Raw genomic sequence first — 18,928 nt, 5'->3', positions numbered from 1 at the left:
TTCATGTGCATCTTAGGGGTCGCCACTCCTGCTGCTAGTGCTGTAATTCGGGTCGAGCCGGATGATTTCCGAACATTCACACCTCTAACCAACGCGGTTCCAGGCGTTACACTGTCTATAGATAGTAGACCCGAACTCTCTATCATCTCATACGATCTTTTCGGAATTCCCAGCACAGGAACCCGTTTGTTTGGGATTATTGGGCCTGGTGGGGATGGGGCACAATTCTTCTTAAATAGCCAGTTCCGCGCTGACTTCAATCAACTTGCGGACTCTGTATCGATTGATTTCATAGGTGATGACTTCGTATTTAACACACTTGGGCAACTACTTGCGTTCGACTCTAATGGAAAGCTTTTAGACAGCTTTTTCACCGATCCTCTTGCAAAAGGGCAAAGCCAGACAGGTGTCGTCACATCAACTGGATTTGAGATTGCATATGTGATAGCAAGCAGCACAGAATCCGGAGGTGCCACGGATCTAGACAACTTTGTCGCCAATGTAGCCTCTGTCCCCGAACCCTCCTCTACGCTAGGTATACTGTCTATCGGTACTTTGGGTGCAGGTTTAGCTTTGAAACCTCACCGTTCGCGCAATCGAGGATGAGTTTGGTGAAATAGATGAAATAAGGGAGAGTATTTAAGCAGGCGTTGGCACAGCCTCTCGTAGAGATGGCGTTCCGCCCACCGTAGGCGATCGTTTTCGGCATCCCTTGTGCCAGAAAGAAATTTGTGTAGGGTGTAACGGTTTAATGGTAAGTGTGAAAAATGGCACATTTACCCCAACAAATAATAAGCTAATCGGCATTTAAGCTGCAATATAACTGACATTACCTTTGTTTTTGATTTTCCGATGCCACTTAATGACTAACTCGCCTTGATTCAACAACTTATCTAGTAGTGATTTTAACTCATCTACTGATTTAAATAACCGATGAGCAATATATTCCTTACATGAGTGCCAGACTAACTCGATAATGTTGTAATCAGGGCTGTAAGATGGCAAGAACTCTAAAACAAAATTCGGAAACTGTTCAGATATTTTAGCTAGAACATCTTTGCGTTTATGAAAACTAGCATTATCTAAAATCAAAATAATTTTTGGCCCATACTTAGCAAAATTTTCAGAACAGTTACCTTGATTTACCCACTCCTGTTTGATTAATTCATTTAATTGTTCTAATTGCTCGTAAAAAATATCTGCATTACCTTTTTTGACGAAGAAGCATACCCGTTTTCGGTCTAATTCTCGGATTGCTCCCATCACATTGACACCTCCACAACGTCGTTGCCCTGGAACATTCTTGCGCTTTCCTTTTTTACCCCAATTCTTGCGTCGAATCACACGTAGACTAAAACCACTCTCGTCCCAAAACCATACCTGTAAACGCTCTGGCTGCTCTCGTGCGATTGATAGATATTGAGCAAGTTTCTCCTTGAACTTGGCTCTTTCGATTGGGTTTTGTTTATCTTCCAGGTCATATTTAGACCAGATATAACTATACTTTTTTCTCTTTAATATCCTCCTAACTTGAGAACTACTTAAATCAATTCCTGTTTTTTCGGTTAAATATGTAGCTAGTCGCTCTGCCGTCCATTTCCCAAATTCATACCCTAACGTCGATGGTTCTGTATCAACAGTTTTTAATAACAGTTCAACATATTCAGGGGTGGCTTTTCGATAATGTTCGTATTCTCTTTTATTATGTAAAGTTTCTAAATCATCGGGATCTCCATGCATACACCAATATGCTACTGTTCTGTGCGAACAACCTAAAAATTTAGCAATCTCGTGTTGTGGTTTTCCATCATTCTGTAGCAGTATAATTAAAATTCTTTCTCTAACGTGTGGTAAGTCACTTTCTTTTAGAGCTTCCTGTAGCTTGGTGATTTGTTCTGGCGTTAAAAAGTTTTTGGCTGCTGGTGGCATACTTGCTTTTGAACGGCTTCATCTTCTTATTATGCAACTTACGTGCCGATTAGCTTAGTTTAGATGAGTTACCACAAACTCATATTGCACGACGCAATTTTAAAAATATAGCAATCCGGAATCATTCGTGAGAAAATACGTAAAAAGATGTAAGTAGTTTTAATGACTAGGGTTAGGGTGCGGCAATGTGGATGCGATCGCGCTTAAGAGTTTATTGAAAATAGCCAAGATAAGCGTGAAGTTCAACGAGCGATAGCAGTGAAGATGTTGTTGTATGGATACAAGCATGAAGAGATAATACCGATCCTGGGGGTGTCGAGCGGTTTTATCAGCAAGTGGAAAAAAGCATTTTTCAAAAATGGAGTAGAAGGTTTAAAAGCTGTCCATCAAGGAAGTGTTGGGCTATTAAGCCCAGAGCAACGTTCGTCCATAATAGAGTGGCTGTTAACAAAAAATAGATGGACTTTGAACGAGCTAGAGTATGAGATCAGCCGCAAATACGGCGTTACTTTCTCTTCAAAACAAAGCTATTATGATTTATTTAATGAAGCACGTATCAGTTGGAAGAAAACTCAAGCTCACAACCCAAAATATGATCAGGAGTTAGTCGCGTCAAAAAAAAAGATATTTGTACACTGTTGGCAGGGCGACGTGAGGAAATAGAATCTGGAGAACTAGTCGTATTCATGGTCGATGAATGTCATTTGTTAGTTAACTTGGTGCTACTATTTTGTCGCAACTGATAATCGTCATACACTAACATTGACTAAATCAACATCAGCAAGCCATATTGTTCTGCTTTGGGCAGACACTTCTTCTAAAATTGGAGAGCACCACTCTACTCCATAAAGCCAATTATCTTTGAGGCTAAAAATTCCTTGAATAATACGGCGTGTCGGCTGTTCACCGAAATCAACCTCAACTATATCCCCCAATTTAAAGGCTGGAGTAGAAACAGTGGACTTTTCTAGTAGATTTGTTCTATGAAATTCTTGTTCAGCTAAGTAGAGAGTTTCACTCTGGCAAACAATTGCATAAATCCATTGCTGTCTTTCCCACTGAACACCACAGCAGTAGCCTGACAAATCTGAGATTGACAACAAAACTTTTTCTAACATTTTCACTGCTAAGGGAGGCATGGACTGACCCCATTCAGGAGAAATATGCCAACAGGATTCTAAGGCGGTAATTTGGTTAATCATCTGGGAATGTAGTTCTCTTTTTTATACATACACTCACTTGCATCAGTCCGATCCGGAATATAATTCAAAATAAATATAGAAGTGATTGGCTGGTATCTGATGTTTATTAGCATCTGTCCCTAATAGAGATGATCTATCCCTAACCTCTAACTATTGAAAAACAAAGAAAAAAATGACTGAATATTTAACTGGTAAAAAAACAAGTATAGAGCAACTCAATGAATGGATTGATTTTTTTCATACTCATGGTTTTATTGTAATTGACAATGTGTTGACACCTGAACAATGTGAGCTTCTCAAGAATGATTTAGATGAAACTCTCAAAAAAATTGAAGGTGAAAATTATCACGAATCAAAAAAAATGATGATGAAGCGAATGTTCGAGCATTCAAAGCAAAATCTAAATCTTTTTGCTTTAGAACCTATAGTTACATTTGCAGAACATTTAATTGGTGGAGCAAATGGAATAGGTTACTCAATACAGGATGGTGTTCCCAACGCTAATATAATTCATGTTATCCACAATAACTCATTTAAGATTCCTCCAAACACTGATGGGTTGGCTAAAAATGCTTGGCATCAAGACGATACACCGCACGTAATTTCCCTTGATGGGGAACCCTTAACCAACATTCGCCTGAATGTTCTAGCATTCACAGTAAATTATTACTTGACAGATGTACTATCTGAAAAAAATGGACCAACTCAGGTGATTCCAGGATCTCATCTATTTGGGAAATTCTGCAATGGTGATATTTCTGGATATGAAGACCGGGTTTATAACTGCTTGGGAGCAATGGGTTCTGCTGTTTGTTTTAACAATCAGGTATGGCATAGAGGGTCTAGAAATTCGTCCTCTATAACTCGCTACATTACGCAGATTACCTATGCAAAAAGACTGGTTGGGCATAAGTACGAACCCTTTATGAATTATCAAATGCCTAGTCACTGCTATGAAGAAGCAGACCAGAGATTGAAACAACTCTTAGGATTTCTTCCCAACGGTGCTTATGGTTAATCTGATGATTATGAGGCTACTTTTCAAAGTAAAGCTTACCTTAAATTTAGAGATAAAAGGGCAAAAGACGCTAGTTATTGGTTGTAGCTTAGGAGATAATGCCGAAGCTTTAGCTCCGAAGAGGGTTTGAAGTAACCGCCTTTGATTGTCTGACGACAAGCTGCTTCTCTTCTCTACGAGAGGCTGTAGCTATGCCGCAGGCTTTACGAGACGCTACGCGAACGCATATACGCCTGGTGTCAGCAGCGATTTCCCGATTCGACCGTTAACTATGTCGTTGCAGATTTGTTAGCAATTCCTCACAATGGGATCAAGCCTTTGACAAAGTTTTTGAATGTCGCAATATTCAAGCTTTGCCCTTGAATGTGCGACTTCTGCTGCTGTTATTAATAGATCAAGCAATTTGCAACTTCTTTTTGAACCCAAGTCATATATAGCTATCATCGATGAAATTATTCAAATACCCAATTAAGCTTGCTTCCTCTTGCTTTGCCATCTGTGTTATCGCTTCTACGGCTGCGGTAATTGCTCAATCCAAATCTCCACAAACCAATTCAGTAATAAAATTAACACCGACTCAACTAAAAGTTTTACGTTCACTAGGCTTAAAAATAGCATTACCAAGTTACGTACCTACAAATTTTCATGCCGACAAGGTAATAGTCTCGGCTGGGCGCGAAAATGTTGACAGTTTGCGTTACTTAATTGTTTACCAAAATTTAAGTGCAGAGAAATGCTTTGCGATTGAGTCAGTATCTGGGGGTATTGGAGACTTACCTGCTGGGTCGCGCAGTTACCCGATAAATTCTCCGATATTTGGAAAAAGCACTTTGGAGCAAGGATTATACGGTAATGCCAAACAACCAACATTGCTATCGCAGTGGTGGGGAGAGCAAAATGGCCCCTTTTACAGATTTGTTGGTACGGGAGTAATGCCAGAATTGTCTAATTGCAGTAACGTTACTCCTCAAGAAGCAGTCAAAGTTTCACAGTCGATTCGATACTCGAATTAATCGATTATGGCTTTGCAGTGATTGGAATGACAGTAGTAAAACGACTAACAATCAAGCAGCATACGAAAATTTACAATAGCTCTCTCGATATTTCTCAGTGCGATGAATTGAGTTATTGGCTGCGGGATTGGGGTAAATTACGATGCGCTCTAGGGTGTTGAAAGCGATCGCACTCTGGCGCAATGCCTCCTAAAGATTGCACTCAGAAATTATTGGGGGAAGCTCATGAACAACCAACCGAATCACGAAAACCTTAGCCCACAAGAAACGCCATGTCCTATCTGCGGCTCACAAAATTTTGTGAAGGGGTCGTACCGTTGGAGAATCAGTAAGTCAGTGGGTGTATTTCCGTGCTGATGGGGCTGGGTGGGGGGAAGGCGAAAAGCTACGTGCGCGTAAATGTAGAGATTGTAGCAATGTTCAACTGTTTTCGTATGATTAGCTCATCAGTAGCCACTAGTGAATAAATTGTAGGCAAATACTTGGCATTACCTACCCATCAGAGGAGAAATATTACGCTACATTTTACCTCCTTCCCCAGTCCGAACCCAGTAATCAATTTTGGCGGAGCAGACTAATAGTATAGTTAAGTAGCATTTTGGGCATACTCAAGTACAAAACTATACCTTTTGCAACTTTGATAACATCCTTTAAGTAATAGTTAATTAGATGGTTTATTTTTTGAGAAATTTACGGTAGTTAGTTCACAAACATACTGTCCATTATCGTCAGCCTGTACGTTAATTGTAATTGTTCCGTTGATTGAAGTCATGCTCAAGTTACATTAACACTGTATTATTTTAAACAAAACGAAAAAATTAGGGTTTCAAAGCCTCTCGAAGAGTGGGGGAGAGGAATGGAAGTGGGGTTTTTAGAGCCGTCGAACTCACGTTTATTTACAATTGGCTTGGCAGGAATAATAATCAATTGCAGCAATTTAATCCACTAGAATGGTTGTAGAAAATTAGTTTGGAGTGAATAGTAATGTTGACTAATTTTCTGCCATCACAAGTTAATCAGCTAACAGACCCAAAAGCGATCGCTTTTGTCCAAATGGGATAGGTTCCTCGTAGTTTACGCTAAAATAACCATTCTCCGCAGCCGCTCAGGAAAGCAGAATATAACAAATGGCTAACCTCAACCTGATTTCAGAATATAAAAGCTTTGGTGGCAAACTCGGTTTCTACAGTCATCACTCCTCCATCTGTAACGCCCAAATGCGCTTCAGCATCTATCAACCACCACAAGCAACTCAAAATCCTGTACCGATTCTCTATTTCCTCTCTGGATTAACTTGCACGGAAGAGAATTTTATGGCGAAGGCGGGAGGAGTGCAGCGCTTTGCTGCTGAGTACGGTTTGATATTGGTTGCACCAGATACCAGTCCGCGTAATACTGGCATTGCAGGTGAGGATGATGACTGGGACTTTGGCACTGGTGCAGGTTTTTATGTTGATGCTACAGAAGAACCGTGGCGTCAAAACTACCAGATGTATAGTTATATCGTCCAGGAATTACCTGCTTTAATTACTGCAAATTTCCCCACCCAACCTGATAAACAAGGCATTTTCGGTCATTCGATGGGGGGACATGGGGCACTTGTCTGTGCGATGAGAAACCCAGAACTCTACAAATCAGTATCAGCCTTTGCACCAATCACTGCACCTATGCGTTGTCCTTGGGGTCAAAAGGCTTTTGGTGGTTATCTTGGCAGCAATCAAGAAAATTGGCGTGCTTATGATGCTAGTGAATTAGTCAAGCAAGTAGGTTATCACAGTTCAATTCTTATCGATCAAGGGACTTGCGATCAATTTTTAGCTAAACAATTACTGCCAGAGGTGTTTAAGCAAGTTTGTACAGATGTTAACCAGCCGCTAAACTTGCCCTGCCAAGAAGGCTATGACCACAGTTATTATTTCATCGCCAGTTTTATTGAAGATCATATCCGTCACCATGCGATTGCTTTAAAAAACTAGACCGGAAGACAGGAATTCGGATTTGACACTTTTCTTAAGTTTTACATTGTAGTTAAACAATGGAGTTATTTAATTTGCCAAATATGTATAGTGCTATCCTCATTGCTACTAGCAAGGGTTTTACCATCTCGGCTCAGAGCAAGCCCTAAAACAGAACTGGAACCATCTTCAAAGGTATGCAACGGTTTTAAAGTCTCTAAGCTCCACAGTTTAATAGTGCCATCATAATTGCCGCAAATCAGAATTTTTCCATCGGGGCTGATGGCAAGAGATTCAACTGAACTAAAATTATCAGTAAAATCATGCAGCAGTTTTCCAGTTTGAAGATTCCATAATTTCAGGGTACTAATTGCACGATTTCGAGAAACTAGCTGACCAAAGCTACCAGTAACAAGCTTTTTGCTATCTGGAGTAATGGCAATAGCATCAACTCCGGTTTTGTGCCCTTTGAGAATATGGCGTGTTTTTTTAGTTTGCAAATCAATCAGCCTAATTGTATTATCATCGCCACCCCCAGCACTTACAAGGGTTTGCATATCAGGGCTAAATGCAACTTTACTCACAAATCCTGAGTGTGCAGCAATAGTATCAAGCAACTTAAGCGTGTGTAAATCCCAAAGCTTGATTGTACGATCGTCACTGCCACTAGCAATCAATTTACCATCTGAACTAATCGCAACGGTTTCTACCGCTTGGGTATGTCCACTATCACTGTTAAGCATAAGGAAAGTGCGTAAATCCCAAACCTTCATTGTTGGGGTGCTTATCCCACCAGTTACAATCCTATTGCCATCTGGACTAATAGCTATTGAAGTAATACCATCTGAGTGAGCGTCTAAACTACGCAACAATTTTCCAGTACGTAAATTCCAGACTTTAATTGTATCATCTCTACCTGCACTAATTAGGGTTTGCCCCGAAGAGCTAATCGCAACTGCTCGAACACCAAAAGTCACTTTTTTATGCCCAGTCAGTGTGTGAACAAGTTGAATCTGTGGTTGGAACTGAGTAATTGTACTCTTGTCCATAGGAAAATTTGAACTAGAAGAATGTACATCAATGACAGTGATGTTTACTGCAATTGCTAAAACTATTAATAAAATCTATCAATGTAGGTTGGGTTGAACGGCAGTGAAACCCAACATGAACAAGGATCAAATGTTGGGTTTCGTTCCTCAACCCAACCTACAGATATTATTATAAGTGTTTAACCGAACCTGATATAAGATAAATTTTCAGTGAATTTGTACTAGTATTTTTGAAAAAGAATTATAGTATTAAATAAGACAAAAAACTACTGAGTATAAAAGCTTATTTATGATGGCAGGCGCACCTTTTAATGGAAAAGGCGATTCAACTCATAGCCGAGAGAATCAGCAATACGCCTCCTTGGTAGAGCAACTCGATTTGATGATTCGGGCGCGGTATCCCTTAGTGTATGTGATTTCCGTGGAAGAAGAACCTGTGGAAGAAGTGCTGTTCCAAGTTGCATCGCGTTCTGTGCCACAACGACAAATTTTATTTTGGGATATTGTGCGGGGTTGGAGTGACAATGGTGCAGATAAAGGTTCGGTGATGGCTGCATTAGCACGTGTCGGCAAAGCTGACTCCCAAACAGCGGCGATGTTTGTACTGCGAGATTTGCATCCATTTGTGAAAAACCCTACCACGGAGAAGAATGCACCCATTGTTAGGGAGTTGCGAAACTTGACGCGGGAGTTAAAGCGATCGCGTAAAACCATCGTTACCACTAGCCATACTTTAGAACTGCCTGACGAGTTACTGCAAGAGGTAACAGTCGTTGATTTTCCCTTACCTAGCGTCAGTGAAATCGATTATTTAATTCAACAGTTAGTAGTACCAGAGAAATTAAATGTTTCCGGTTTGGCGCGGGAACAGTTAGTCAAAGCTTGCCAAGGTTTAAGCCGCACTCGGATTTCTAGAGTTTTGGCAAAAGCCTTAGCAGCTAAACAGCAGGTAAACGAATCTGACATCGATGGTGTATTGTCAGAAAAAAAGCAAGCAGTTCGCCAAACTGGGATTTTAGAGTTTTTCACACCGCAAGAATCACTCAAACGAATGGGGGGATTAGATCAACTCAAACAATGGGTATTGATGCGCCAAGATGCTTTTACTGAAGAAGCCAGACGCTACGGTATTCCTAATCCCAAAGGTATGCTTTTGGTAGGGATACAGGGAACGGGTAAATCTCTCTCTGCTAAAACCATCGCCCATGAATGGCGTTTACCCTTACTTCGATTAGATTCCGGCCGTTTATTTGGCGGAATCGTTGGTGAAAGCGAAAGCCGCGTCCGCCAAATGATACAGCTAACCGAAGCGATGGCACCTTGCGTTTTGTGGATTGATGAAATTGACAAAGCCTTCGGTAATATTACCAGTGGCATTGATGGGGATTCGGGAACATCGCGCCGGGTTTTTGGCAGTTTAATTACCTGGATGCAAGAGAAAACCAGCCCTGTATTTATTGTTGCCACTGCAAATAACGTGCAAATATTACCAGCCGAGTTGTTACGCAAAGGACGATTTGATGAGATTTTCTTTTTGAATTTACCTACGCAAGCCGAACGTCAAGAGATTTTTAAAGTGCATTTGCAACGGTTACGTCCCAACCGCCTGCAAGAATTTAATTTAGCTGTGTTAGCCAAACAAACTGCGAACTTCAGCGGTGCAGAAATTGAACAAGTAATTATTGATGCCATGCACCAAGCATTTTCCACAAGAGTTGAGGGACAGCGGCGAGACTTCAATACAGAAGATATTTTACAGGCTGTAGCGCAGACAGTTCCCTTAGCTGCGATCGCCCGCAATCAAATTGAAGCCTTAAAGCAATGGGCAGCAGAAGCAGGCGCAAGGCCAGCTTCCAATGATATTCAGTTAGTGGAGGAATTAAAGCACTACTCAACCCAACAAGGAATCGGGCCTTTAGAAGTTGATTAGAATAGAATAAATCTGCGTTTTGGCGGTTTATTTTTTCATCCAAAATCTCAAACACAAAATCAATTATGTCTCATTTCACAACTATTAAAGTTCAAATCAAACGCGGTGAAATTCTCCATGAAGTGTTGCAAGAATTAGGTTATCAAGTGGAGTCTAACACCAATGTACGCGGATATCGAGGCGATACAACTCAAGCCGAGTATGTAATTCGTCAAAAAAACGGTTATGACTTGGGTTTTCGCCGCAATGGAGAGAGTTACGAAATAGTTGCAGATTTTTGGGGAGCGAAAATTAATCAAAAGCAATTTGTTAATTCCATAAGTCAAAAATATGCTCATAAAACCTTGATGGCAACAGTCCAAGAACAAGGCTTTAATGTTGAGGACGAAGAAGTATTAGCAGATGGAACTGTGCGAGTAGTTGTAGGGCGTTGGGTGTAATTATATCGTGAGAAACGAGATCCCCGACTTCTTTAAGAAGTCGGGGATCTGAACTACTTCCGATTCTTACAAATCTGAACGATAAATTAGCGTAATGTCATAGTATATTCCACCTCTTATATCTTGACCAGTAATCCTTGGTAAAGAACCTATAGGCGCTGTCTTAACAGTAAATTGAGATTTATTTAATACTGATAAAACCCATCCTAATTGCTTGTAAGCATTAAAAAAATCATCTCTAATATAGCCAGCATTATCTTTATAAAAACAGGTAATATAATCCCCATCTTGATAAAAATGCCAACCTTTATTTAGTAATATGCTTTTTCGTACACTAAAACCAAAATGATTATTGCTAAACTTGACCCAGAGTTGATCGATGGTTCGCAGATCCGTTTGTGATAGATGATTCACATCAACAATATGGAAATACGGTTGAGATTTCTTTCCTACAGCTTCCTGAATTTTTTCATTAGTTTCTAAGTTAGCTTGCAGCCATTCTCCAGATGCCAATAAGTTACGTAAATTGCTGTAGTCTACTCCTGCTTGTGACTGTAAAGGAATATGTTGTAGTAAATTTTGTTTTTCATCTTCTGTAGAAGACTGAAACAGTAAATCGTAAGCCACCCACTGTAATAATCCCGTTTCAGTTAAAACAATCTCCTGCAAAAGCTCTTGACCTTCTTTACCGTATTTGAGAGCATCTGATAAAGCTGCAATTCTAGTTTCCTGCGAATTGCTATCAAGACGACGCTTCACACCTTCGATTCCGCCTAGAACTAACCCATCTACAGGAGGTCGTGCTTGTGCGCCAAGTACGGCATCATATTCTCTGGGTTGATTGGTATTATCTGGCATCGCTTTTTACCTGTGGCTAATACCAGTGTTCCCAAACTTAGGCTATTTTGCAGTTGGCTAATTTCTCTGCAAGCGCAGACAGGGTTCTGCAACCCGTCCAAAAGTCGCCTAACCCCCAACCAATAAATGCACCGCCACGGGGTAAGTTTCCCACTGGCGCACTCAAGTCGAATTTCAAATCATTCCAATAGCACCAAGTACCTTGAGAAAACCATCCCACACCTTTACCAAAGCGACACCATGCTTCCCAGTCGGGATTTGAGGTACCGCCAACGATTTGCCAGATATGGGTTTGGACAACAAAGCCAAAGCGTCCGTTGCTATATTTTTGCCAGAGAGTTTCAATCGTGTTTAAGTCTGGACAAGGGAATTTTTCGATGTCTGATGGATCTAAAAATCCTTGTGGTTGGCGATCGCATACCCGCAGCATTATACTAGCAGTCTCTTGGTCTGCATCTTTCCACTTTCCGGAAGCAAGTAAATTTTGCAAACGACTGTAGTTTAAATCAACCGCAGAGATTAATGGTATTTCACTGTCTAGATGGGACTGCACTTTTGCTAATGCTTGTTGTCCCAGCAGTGACGATACTGTAAATTGCAACTTTTCAGAGTCAGTATTTACAATCTCAAACACCAACTTGATACCAGCTTCGCCATACTTTAGGGCTTCTGCAACGGCGAGAATTTGTTGTTGTGGAGATGTGGCGCTGCTTAAACGTCGTTTAACACCTTCAATACCTCCTAAAACTACGCCATCAACAGGAGGTGGTAGTTGTCCGCCAAGCACAGCATCATATTCTCTTGGTTGATTGAGATTTTCTGACATTGCTGTTTTTATTTAGAAAATGCTTGCAATTTATCAATACAGCCTTGGTTTACTGCTTCTTTTAAAATCTTTTTTGCTCCGCGTCGTTTAAAATAAAGTGCTGCATAATTACGTTGTATCTGCGTACCATTGAACAGGTAATGTCGAATTCGGTCTTGACCTTGAGGGGTATCAACTAAGCCCAGTGTAAAGTCAACTAACTTGCAAGTGGCGCTAGTGCGGTCATTTTCTAGATTCTCCATTAGTGTATCGATATCGGACACTCCGCCAGCACGCGCCATCGCTACGAAAGCATCATATCTGTCAATTTTATGACTATAGTCCTGAAGTATTTCTTGTACTATAGGTTCTGGTCGAGAAGCTAGTAGTGAATAAGCTGCTTGGCGTACTTTCCATAATTTATCGTCTAACGCCCAGATTACCAATTCCAAACCTGCTTCGCCATACTTGAGTGCTTCTTCTAGTGCTGCGATTCTTTGTTCAATTACCGGATTTGCCAAGCGTCTTTTAACACCTTCTAGTCCTCCTAATACTACAGCACCAGGAGGCGCTTTTTCTTGACCGCCAAGAACAGCATCATAAACTCTTGGGCGATTGGTATTTTCTTTCATCAGGTTTTTAATGTTGAGCCTACTACTTAGTATTCCCAATCACTAAGGTGAGGCGATCGCATTTATTTTTGACTTTACAGTACTCCCCAAATCTTGATAGTTCCATCACTGCTGCCACTTGTCATAAATTGTCCATCAGGGCTAATGGCTATACAGTTAACACATTTTAAATGTCCGTGAAGCGTTTTCTTTAGAGTTCCAGTATTTAAATTCCATATTTTGATAGTCATATCACGACTGGTGCTAACTAAGTTTTTTCCATCAGAACTGATAGCTAAAGATGTAATGTAGTCTGAATGCCCTGTGAGCGTATATACAATATTGCCTGTATCTACATCCCATATTTTGATAGTTTTATCTATACAAGCACCAATAATATTTTTTGCATTAGGGCTAATAGCAATTTTGTCAACCTCCGAACGGGATTGTAAAGTCTTTTTTAGCCTTCTTGTCTCTACATCCCAAAGATTAATAATATGCATACCTGTCACAATAGTTTGTTTATCGTGGCTAATAGCATAAGCTCTTGCTGCCCATTTATCTCCTTCAAAACCTTGCCGTATTCCAGTCTTTAAATTCCATATCTTAGTGCTATGATATGGCGTTCCACTAAATAGAGTTTCTCCATCAGCGCTCAAAGCAACAAAAATTACGCTGACTCCACCTTCATGTTTAAGAAGTTGTTTGTGTCTAATTTTATCTGATTTGACATTCCACAGTTTTATTTTGACAAAGTTACTGCCATCTACCAAAGTTTTTCCATCAAGGCTAATATCTAGGGAAATAATAGAACCAGATTTAGCTAATTGAGTATATTTTAATGTCCCTAAATTTAAATCCCAAGCTTTTATTGTACTGTTACTTCCTCCAGTAAACAGAGTTTGGCAATCGGGGCTAATAACCATACTCTGAGCTAAATGTGATTCCCCTTCCAACGTACCGATATTATCAAACAGTTGCCAATAATCGTAGTTATGGAAAATATTTTTTACTTTTGTGTCTGGTCGATTACGCAATAATAAATAAACAGCTTTTTTTACTTCTGGTCATTTATCATTGTTAAAGAAATCTAGTAATAAATCTAAGCCTACATCTCCATATTTAATCACTTCTGTACAAGCAGCGATTTTGACTTTTACATCATTATTATTTAAATAAAGCTTGGCTCCTTCTAGTCCACCCAAAACTATACCATTTACTGGAGGTAAAGCTTGTCCGCCAAGGACAGCATCATATTCTCTAGGTTGATTCTGATTATCTGCCATTGCATTTTTACCACTCGACTATTAGTAGTATTCCCATCTTTTTTAAACGAACCGCCAAGATGCAGAGGGCGCAGAGAGGAGATTATTTGAGTTTGGCGATCGCACTTTTCATTCAACTTTTTTTCCTGGAAAAGCACTAATTTTATCAAACGCTACTACTTGATTCTAAAATTCCTACCAAAATCTTCATTAAATCTGGCAAATCATCGGGAATTCGATACAGCGAAATATCCTGAAAAATCTGCTGCCTGGTTTTTTCTAAGCGACCAAAACGCCAAGCATCACCAATTGTTACCGCACCATAAAAAATCTCACCTTCTTCTACTTCAGAAATAGCAATTAATTCTACTGCCATCTGCGTAAAGCCTCTTGTTAAGTCATCATTTTTCGCTTCAACTACCAATAAACTTAGATTGCTTTTCAAGAAATAATCTAAATTACCCTTTAACCAGTTGTTTACTGTCAATGGATACTCAATCCGGATTTGACATTGACAATAACGAGCAACTTCCAGCAATGTAGGTGCTACGAGTGTTTCACGTCGTGCTGTCTCGCTGCTCAAGCTAACTAGTGGTAAAGATTCATCAATTCGCTGTTGTAATTCCGGCAAACGTTCTAAATTGCGATCGCTACGTGGTAACTCCATTCGTGTTTTTAGCAAACCATAACCCAATTCCGCTAAAATTTCGTCTGCTTCATAAGGCATTTCAAAATAGGAGCGAAATGTGTAAGATTGCCCTTCTTGCAAAAGATGACGACGAGTCATGATTTTTTTGTTTGCAGCTACACATTTAAAAATTACTATTCAATTTTAGCGTTTTAAGTAGCTAGTACAAAAAGCCTGAAGTCTATAGACATTTTTCTCGACTCGCTTTTTCTAGGACTTAATACCCCAGATTTTGATAGTTTTATCTCTACTGCTGCTAACAAGAGTTTTTCCATCTGGACTGATAGCTACACAATAAACCCAATCAGTATGTTCTTTGATAATCCGTAGGCATTCCCCAGTTTGCAAGTCCCAAATTCTGATAGTTTTGTCTCTACCACAACTAACAAGAGTGCTTCCGTCTGGGCTGATAACTACACAATAAACCCACCCAGAATGTCCTTCAAGTGTGAACTGAAGCTGTTTTGTCTGTAAATTCCATACTTTAATTGTTTTGTCTTTACTACCACTAACAATTGTCTGTCCGTCTGGGCTAATAGCTACAGATTCAACACCATTTGAATGTTTTTTAAAAGTGTGTATAAGTTCTCCAGTTTCAAAATTCCACGCTTTAATAGTTGCGTCATTACTACCACTAACAAGAGTTTTTCCATCTCCACTAATAGCTAACGCTTGAACTAAGTAGTGTGAATGTCCATTCATGGTACGTATAATTTGTTCTGTCTGCAAATCCCAAACATTAATTCCGCTATTCTCACTACCGCAGGCAAACATCTTTCCATCTGGACTAATAACTAGAGAAAAAACTCTGTAAGTAAATTCTTCTAAAGTTTGTTTACGCTTTCCACTTGGGAAATCCCAGATTTTGATTTTATGGTCACCGTCATAAGTTCCTCCTCTACTAACTAAAGTTTTTCCATCTTGGCTAATAACTAAAGAATTAACATCAAAATTATTTATAGAAAAAGCTTGGAGTTGTCCGGTATGCAGATCCCAAGCAGTGATGCCTCTTCCAGAACTGAGAAGAGTTTTCCCATCTCGACTAATGGCAACATCTGTGACCAGTATCTTCTGCTGTAAAGTGCGGAGGCAAGTGATTTTTAACCAGGGATTATGTTCTTGTAACGACTGTTTGACTTTTGCTTCTTCTCGGTGGCGAAGTAACGAATAAGCAGCCCACTTTAACTTTCCTGATTCATATTGCCAAGCCTGAATTACTAAGTCTAAACCTGCTTCTCCATAATTTAATGCCTCTTTTAGGGCGGTAGTTTGCGCTTCTATATCTACACTTTTCAAGCGGCTTTTAACACCTTCCAGTCCCCCTAAAATCACACTACCAACTGGGGCAGAATTTTGAGATCCTAAAACGGCATCATATTGTTTAGGTTGATTCTGTTTCTTTGCCATTGTATTTTTACCATTTTACTATTATAAGAATCCTGTTTTTGAATACGGTTATTTTTAATAAACCGCCAAGATGCGAATAACGCGAAGATAAGATTATTTTAATTTGGCGATCGCCCCTCTCTCCACTAACATCTTCCCCGTCAATAAATCTTTTACCGTTACTACTAATACTCGTTGTTCGTTGACTTCAAATTGTGCTTGGATTCTGTCTACTCCTGTTTGTCCAGGCGGTTCGATATGAGCGACGCATACTTGTTGATGATGAGTTTCTAAAGAACGATAGCTATCTTGTTTTATTAAGTGGCTACTCGTCATTCTGCCTTGAGAATCGTAATAAACTTCTGCTTGGGAAACTTCTGCAACTTCGCCAATATCAAGGCGAATTTCTCGCTGTCCTTCGGTGGCTACTTGCAAAGTTAAAGGTTCAGAACGCGCCCCTGGATACTTTGCTCCTTTTTCAATTAAAGTAAAATAAGAATAAGTTTTGCTGTGGGGTTCCCAAAGCCGGATAGCATAACTGTGGCGCAGGTAATCATCAACTGCTGTCATTTCACTTAATGCTAATGCGCCATGTGCCACAGCTTCAAAGGGTTTATCTAATTTAACTTTTTGTCTGCCGAAATAGGAAATTACTAGTTGTTGAATCGCCGGAATTTGGCAAGTACCGCCGACTAATAAAACTTGTTCGATGGTAGATTTAGCGATACCTTTGGAAAGTGCGATCGCTAATACTTCATCTATTGCTTGTCTTAACTGTTCTAATAATTGTTGATTTTCTAAAATTTCGCCCAACTCGTCCCGATGTAACTGCAATTCATGGGACATAAAATTTTCATCATCAAACCAAGCTTCTTTGGCTTCATCTGTTGTTGAAAGTTGTATTTTTACCCTTTCTGCTACTTCCAATAAATTCATAAAACCGATTTCTCCTACTTCAGCGCGGGAGGAATTGATTTTTTGCAGATAATGTTCGACAATCCAAGTATCGATATCTACACCGCCAATAAAAGCATCAGATTTAGCAAGAACTTCAGCCCGTACTGCTTGCTGTTCGGAAGCGACGCTGACAGTCCGTACTAAACTTAAATCCAACGTTCCGCCACCAAAATCCACTACCAAAACCACAGTGCCAGGACGCTTGATAGCATAACCAAGGGCGGCTGCTGTTGATTCATCGACAATTTGCACTGCGGGAATATTCAGCTTGTCGCCCAAATTGCGAAACCAGTCAAGATATCGCTCAAACGCACCTACAGGAACCGTAAAGATAACACTATCAGGTTGTAATTGCTGTTCAACCTGTTGCCAAATTTCTAACAAAAACAGTTCTGAAATAATCTCAGCACTATAACTATTACCATCCAAAAGTCGGGGAGGTGGCACAAAATCCGCTGCTAAATCGCGTTTAAAAGCTCGAAAACAGCGTTCAGGCTGGGCAAACCCCAAGCGTTTGGCACGTACAGATTCACCAAACAAAATGCTATTTTGCCCTTCCACAAACACCAAACTCGGCACCACGCTAACTTGTTCGCCCCCAACCTCAAACCGCCGCGACATCGAATCAAATCGCAACGTCCGTGGTTTTTGCGTAATCAAATCCGTAGTACAAACAACAGTATTGCTAGTACCAAAATCAATTATTACTGTAGTCATTTGTCATTTGTCATTTGTCATTTGTCATTGGGCATGGGGCATTGGGCATTGTTACAGACTTAGCTTCCTTGTCTCCCTTGTCCACCTTGTCCCCCTTGTCCCCCTCATCCCCCTCATCTCCCTCATCTCCCTCCCGGTAAACTCCGGCTAACCTTGGCAGGGCAAAGAATTCTTCCTTGATGCTGATAACCAACAAATCGAATGTAAACTAATTCACCTTCAGTAATATCAGCATTGTCTGGTTGATGAAGTTGAGAATTATAAGGCACTTGTTTCCAAGGTTTGCCTATCTGTTCGTAACCCCATTTACTAAGAAGATTATCTAGAGGAGTAAACATCGAAAGCAGATTTTTGACGGGCAATTCTGGTTTAACACTCACCATTTGGTGGATGCTGGGGTAGTTCGTCAGTAATGTCTGCAATTGCTCAAATGTGGAAGTGCGAAATTCTTCTGTTAGTTGTAGACGTTGCTGTTGCAACTCTTCATGGAGTCGCACGCCTTCTTGATGCAGTGCGGCTTTTTCAGAAATAAGTTGCTGTATTTTTTGCTCTAATTCTAAGTATTCTTGACGGGATGCTTGGAGTTCATCTTCTAGTAATTTGATTTGAGATTGCGCTAACCCTAACTTATCAATTCGCTTGTTTGGTTGAGAAGCGATCGCCGCGTTAATTGCTGGAATAATCAAAAGTAACGCCAAAAATCCGATTGCGATCGCTAAAATACTTTCCAGAGAAAACATTCCGCTTCCCTCGATGTCTGAAATGATGTCTGCAAGCATCTGTATCTCTCCTATTGTTGTTTGAGAGACTGTTGTTCTGTTCCTGTGACGTTTTCTTCTCCCTCGTAATATTCAGTCAGCAGTTGTTGAGTTTCTACGTCTCCCAAAGCATCTTCAATTCCAGATGTTGTGCTGGTACAACTTGCGCCAGAAGCACCAATCACTGTTTCCGTAATTTTTCCATCTTTACCGATGCGATACTCAATTTTTTGATACTCAGCCATAAGTAAAATATCTATATTTTCAAGGTTTTCAAGCAATACGCAGTTATTCCGTTGTATCACTTTTGCCAGTTAACTGCAATTACCATCTGGCACTAGCACAAA

At 40.1% G+C, this 18,928-nt stretch carries 20 protein-coding genes and 2 pseudogenes; 8 read left to right on the top strand and 14 right to left on the bottom strand.

Going from position 1 to position 18,928, the window contains the following annotated elements:
* The first annotated feature begins 3 nt into the window (after nt 1–3).
* Entirely contained in the window at nt 4–606 is a 603-nt protein-coding gene (locus tag ACR5KR_RS04415) for a hypothetical protein (protein ID WP_445627575.1), read from the top strand.
* A gap of 33 nt (nt 607–639) precedes the next feature.
* On the opposite strand, the gene ACR5KR_RS04410 is transcribed toward ACR5KR_RS04415, so the two are convergent.
* Together ACR5KR_RS04410 and ACR5KR_RS04405 are read right to left on the bottom strand one after the other, a co-directional pair.
* On the bottom strand, nt 640–807 hold the full coding sequence (locus ACR5KR_RS04410; RefSeq protein WP_448265611.1) for a hypothetical protein: 168 nt from the start codon (nt 805–807) through the stop codon (nt 640–642).
* Entirely contained in the window at nt 808–1,929 is a 1,122-nt protein-coding gene (locus ACR5KR_RS04405; protein WP_448265610.1) for an IS630 family transposase, read from the bottom strand.
* A 213-nt stretch (nt 1,930–2,142) separates the two neighbouring features.
* Here ACR5KR_RS04405 and ACR5KR_RS04400 point away from each other — a divergent pair.
* Nucleotides 2,143–2,639: pseudogene (locus ACR5KR_RS04400) on the top strand (helix-turn-helix domain-containing protein); the annotation flags it as partial.
* A gap of 39 nt (nt 2,640–2,678) precedes the next feature.
* Here ACR5KR_RS04400 and ACR5KR_RS04395 read toward each other — a convergent pair.
* Complete coding sequence (locus ACR5KR_RS04395; protein WP_445627579.1) at nt 2,679–3,131, bottom strand: DUF1392 family protein; 453 nt, start codon at nt 3,129–3,131, stop codon at nt 2,679–2,681.
* Nucleotides 3,132–3,303: 172 nt separating this feature from the next.
* Between ACR5KR_RS04395 and ACR5KR_RS04390 the strand changes: the two genes are divergently transcribed.
* The 4 genes and pseudogenes from ACR5KR_RS04390 (at nt 3,304) to fghA (ending at nt 7,138) form a co-directional block, all read left to right on the top strand.
* Nucleotides 3,304–4,149, top strand: coding sequence for a phytanoyl-CoA dioxygenase family protein (locus ACR5KR_RS04390; protein WP_448265609.1), 846 nt, complete (start codon nt 3,304–3,306; stop codon nt 4,147–4,149).
* Between the two features lie 55 nt (nt 4,150–4,204).
* Nucleotides 4,205–4,520 (top strand): annotated as a pseudogene (locus tag ACR5KR_RS04385) (class I SAM-dependent methyltransferase); the annotation flags it as partial.
* A gap of 75 nt (nt 4,521–4,595) precedes the next feature.
* Nucleotides 4,596–5,162, top strand: a complete 567-nt coding sequence (locus ACR5KR_RS04380) for a hypothetical protein (RefSeq protein WP_445627581.1) — start codon at nt 4,596–4,598, stop codon at nt 5,160–5,162.
* A gap of 1,127 nt (nt 5,163–6,289) precedes the next feature.
* Entirely contained in the window at nt 6,290–7,138 is an 849-nt protein-coding gene (gene fghA, locus ACR5KR_RS04375; RefSeq protein WP_448265608.1) for an S-formylglutathione hydrolase, read from the top strand.
* A gap of 65 nt (nt 7,139–7,203) precedes the next feature.
* On the opposite strand, the gene ACR5KR_RS04370 is transcribed toward fghA, so the two are convergent.
* The gene (locus ACR5KR_RS04370) at nt 7,204–8,166 is read right to left on the bottom strand and encodes a WD40 repeat domain-containing protein (protein ID WP_448265607.1); all 963 of its coding nucleotides are present in this window, start codon (nt 8,164–8,166) and stop codon (nt 7,204–7,206) included.
* Nucleotides 8,167–8,548: 382 nt separating this feature from the next.
* Between ACR5KR_RS04370 and ACR5KR_RS04365 the strand changes: the two genes are divergently transcribed.
* Both ACR5KR_RS04365 and ACR5KR_RS04360 read left to right on the top strand, forming a co-directional pair.
* Nucleotides 8,549–10,096, top strand: a complete 1,548-nt coding sequence (locus ACR5KR_RS04365; RefSeq protein WP_448270090.1) for an AAA family ATPase — start codon at nt 8,549–8,551, stop codon at nt 10,094–10,096.
* A 65-nt stretch (nt 10,097–10,161) separates the two neighbouring features.
* On the top strand, nt 10,162–10,536 hold the full coding sequence (locus tag ACR5KR_RS04360; RefSeq protein WP_448265606.1) for a DUF1257 domain-containing protein: 375 nt from the start codon (nt 10,162–10,164) through the stop codon (nt 10,534–10,536).
* 66 nt (nt 10,537–10,602) lie between these two features.
* Here ACR5KR_RS04360 and ACR5KR_RS04355 read toward each other — a convergent pair whose 3' ends face one another.
* The 10 genes from ACR5KR_RS04355 to ACR5KR_RS04310 all read right to left on the bottom strand — a co-directional run bounded on the left by ACR5KR_RS04355 (nt 10,603) and on the right by ACR5KR_RS04310 (nt 18,862).
* Nucleotides 10,603–11,394, bottom strand: coding sequence for a GUN4 domain-containing protein (locus ACR5KR_RS04355; RefSeq protein WP_448265605.1), 792 nt, complete (start codon nt 11,392–11,394; stop codon nt 10,603–10,605).
* Between the two features lie 37 nt (nt 11,395–11,431).
* Nucleotides 11,432–12,220 (bottom strand): GUN4 domain-containing protein, encoded by a 789-nt coding sequence (locus ACR5KR_RS04350; RefSeq protein ID WP_448265604.1) that lies wholly within the window; start codon nt 12,218–12,220, stop codon nt 11,432–11,434.
* Between the two features lie 8 nt (nt 12,221–12,228).
* Entirely contained in the window at nt 12,229–12,831 is a 603-nt protein-coding gene (locus tag ACR5KR_RS04345) for a hypothetical protein (protein ID WP_448265603.1), read from the bottom strand.
* Nucleotides 12,832–12,905: 74 nt separating this feature from the next.
* Nucleotides 12,906–13,847, bottom strand: a complete 942-nt coding sequence (locus ACR5KR_RS04340; RefSeq protein ID WP_448265602.1) for a WD40 repeat domain-containing protein — start codon at nt 13,845–13,847, stop codon at nt 12,906–12,908.
* A 30-nt stretch (nt 13,848–13,877) separates the two neighbouring features.
* A complete protein-coding gene (locus ACR5KR_RS04335) occupies nt 13,878–14,096 on the bottom strand; it encodes a hypothetical protein (protein WP_448265601.1) in 219 nt (72 codons plus the stop codon).
* Between the two features lie 145 nt (nt 14,097–14,241).
* Complete coding sequence (locus ACR5KR_RS04330) at nt 14,242–14,862, bottom strand: hypothetical protein (protein ID WP_448265600.1); 621 nt, start codon at nt 14,860–14,862, stop codon at nt 14,242–14,244.
* A gap of 111 nt (nt 14,863–14,973) precedes the next feature.
* Entirely contained in the window at nt 14,974–16,170 is a 1,197-nt protein-coding gene (locus tag ACR5KR_RS04325) for a WD40 repeat domain-containing protein (protein ID WP_448265599.1), read from the bottom strand.
* A 93-nt stretch (nt 16,171–16,263) separates the two neighbouring features.
* Entirely contained in the window at nt 16,264–17,823 is a 1,560-nt protein-coding gene (locus ACR5KR_RS04320; RefSeq protein ID WP_448265598.1) for an Hsp70 family protein, read from the bottom strand.
* A 122-nt stretch (nt 17,824–17,945) separates the two neighbouring features.
* The gene (locus ACR5KR_RS04315; RefSeq protein WP_445627596.1) at nt 17,946–18,602 is read right to left on the bottom strand and encodes a hypothetical protein; all 657 of its coding nucleotides are present in this window, start codon (nt 18,600–18,602) and stop codon (nt 17,946–17,948) included.
* Between the two features lie 11 nt (nt 18,603–18,613).
* Nucleotides 18,614–18,862, bottom strand: coding sequence for a DUF2997 domain-containing protein (locus tag ACR5KR_RS04310; RefSeq protein WP_448265597.1), 249 nt, complete (start codon nt 18,860–18,862; stop codon nt 18,614–18,616).
* Nucleotides 18,863–18,928 lie beyond the last annotated feature (66 nt).

This window comes from Nostoc sp. DSM 114159 (genome assembly GCF_053470285.1).
Note: the sequence above shows the minus strand (reverse complement) of the source record. Positions and strands in the feature narration are given on the sequence as shown.

What these genes read in the sequence shown, in the direction of transcription:
- ACR5KR_RS04415 (WP_445627575.1), top strand. Translation starts at nt 4, where the DNA reads ATGTGCATCTTAGGGGTCGCCACTCCTGCTGCTAGTGCTGTAATTCGG.
- ACR5KR_RS04410 (WP_448265611.1), bottom strand. Translation starts at nt 807, where the DNA reads ATGCCGATTAGCTTATTATTTGTTGGGGTAAATGTGCCATTTTTCACA.
- ACR5KR_RS04405 (WP_448265610.1), bottom strand. Translation starts at nt 1,929, where the DNA reads ATGCCACCAGCAGCCAAAAACTTTTTAACGCCAGAACAAATCACCAAG.
- ACR5KR_RS04395 (WP_445627579.1), bottom strand. Translation starts at nt 3,131, where the DNA reads ATGATTAACCAAATTACCGCCTTAGAATCCTGTTGGCATATTTCTCCT.
- ACR5KR_RS04390 (WP_448265609.1), top strand. Translation starts at nt 3,304, where the DNA reads ATGACTGAATATTTAACTGGTAAAAAAACAAGTATAGAGCAACTCAAT.
- ACR5KR_RS04380 (WP_445627581.1), top strand. Translation starts at nt 4,596, where the DNA reads ATGAAATTATTCAAATACCCAATTAAGCTTGCTTCCTCTTGCTTTGCC.
- fghA (WP_448265608.1), top strand. Translation starts at nt 6,290, where the DNA reads ATGGCTAACCTCAACCTGATTTCAGAATATAAAAGCTTTGGTGGCAAA.
- ACR5KR_RS04370 (WP_448265607.1), bottom strand. Translation starts at nt 8,166, where the DNA reads ATGGACAAGAGTACAATTACTCAGTTCCAACCACAGATTCAACTTGTT.
- ACR5KR_RS04365 (WP_448270090.1), top strand. Translation starts at nt 8,549, where the DNA reads ATGATTCGGGCGCGGTATCCCTTAGTGTATGTGATTTCCGTGGAAGAA.
- ACR5KR_RS04360 (WP_448265606.1), top strand. Translation starts at nt 10,162, where the DNA reads ATGTCTCATTTCACAACTATTAAAGTTCAAATCAAACGCGGTGAAATT.
- ACR5KR_RS04355 (WP_448265605.1), bottom strand. Translation starts at nt 11,394, where the DNA reads ATGCCAGATAATACCAATCAACCCAGAGAATATGATGCCGTACTTGGC.
- ACR5KR_RS04350 (WP_448265604.1), bottom strand. Translation starts at nt 12,220, where the DNA reads ATGTCAGAAAATCTCAATCAACCAAGAGAATATGATGCTGTGCTTGGC.
- ACR5KR_RS04345 (WP_448265603.1), bottom strand. Translation starts at nt 12,831, where the DNA reads ATGAAAGAAAATACCAATCGCCCAAGAGTTTATGATGCTGTTCTTGGC.
- ACR5KR_RS04335 (WP_448265601.1), bottom strand. Translation starts at nt 14,096, where the DNA reads ATGGCAGATAATCAGAATCAACCTAGAGAATATGATGCTGTCCTTGGC.
- ACR5KR_RS04330 (WP_448265600.1), bottom strand. Translation starts at nt 14,862, where the DNA reads ATGACTCGTCGTCATCTTTTGCAAGAAGGGCAATCTTACACATTTCGC.
- ACR5KR_RS04325 (WP_448265599.1), bottom strand. Translation starts at nt 16,170, where the DNA reads ATGGCAAAGAAACAGAATCAACCTAAACAATATGATGCCGTTTTAGGA.
- ACR5KR_RS04320 (WP_448265598.1), bottom strand. Translation starts at nt 17,823, where the DNA reads ATGACTACAGTAATAATTGATTTTGGTACTAGCAATACTGTTGTTTGT.
- ACR5KR_RS04315 (WP_445627596.1), bottom strand. Translation starts at nt 18,602, where the DNA reads ATGCTTGCAGACATCATTTCAGACATCGAGGGAAGCGGAATGTTTTCT.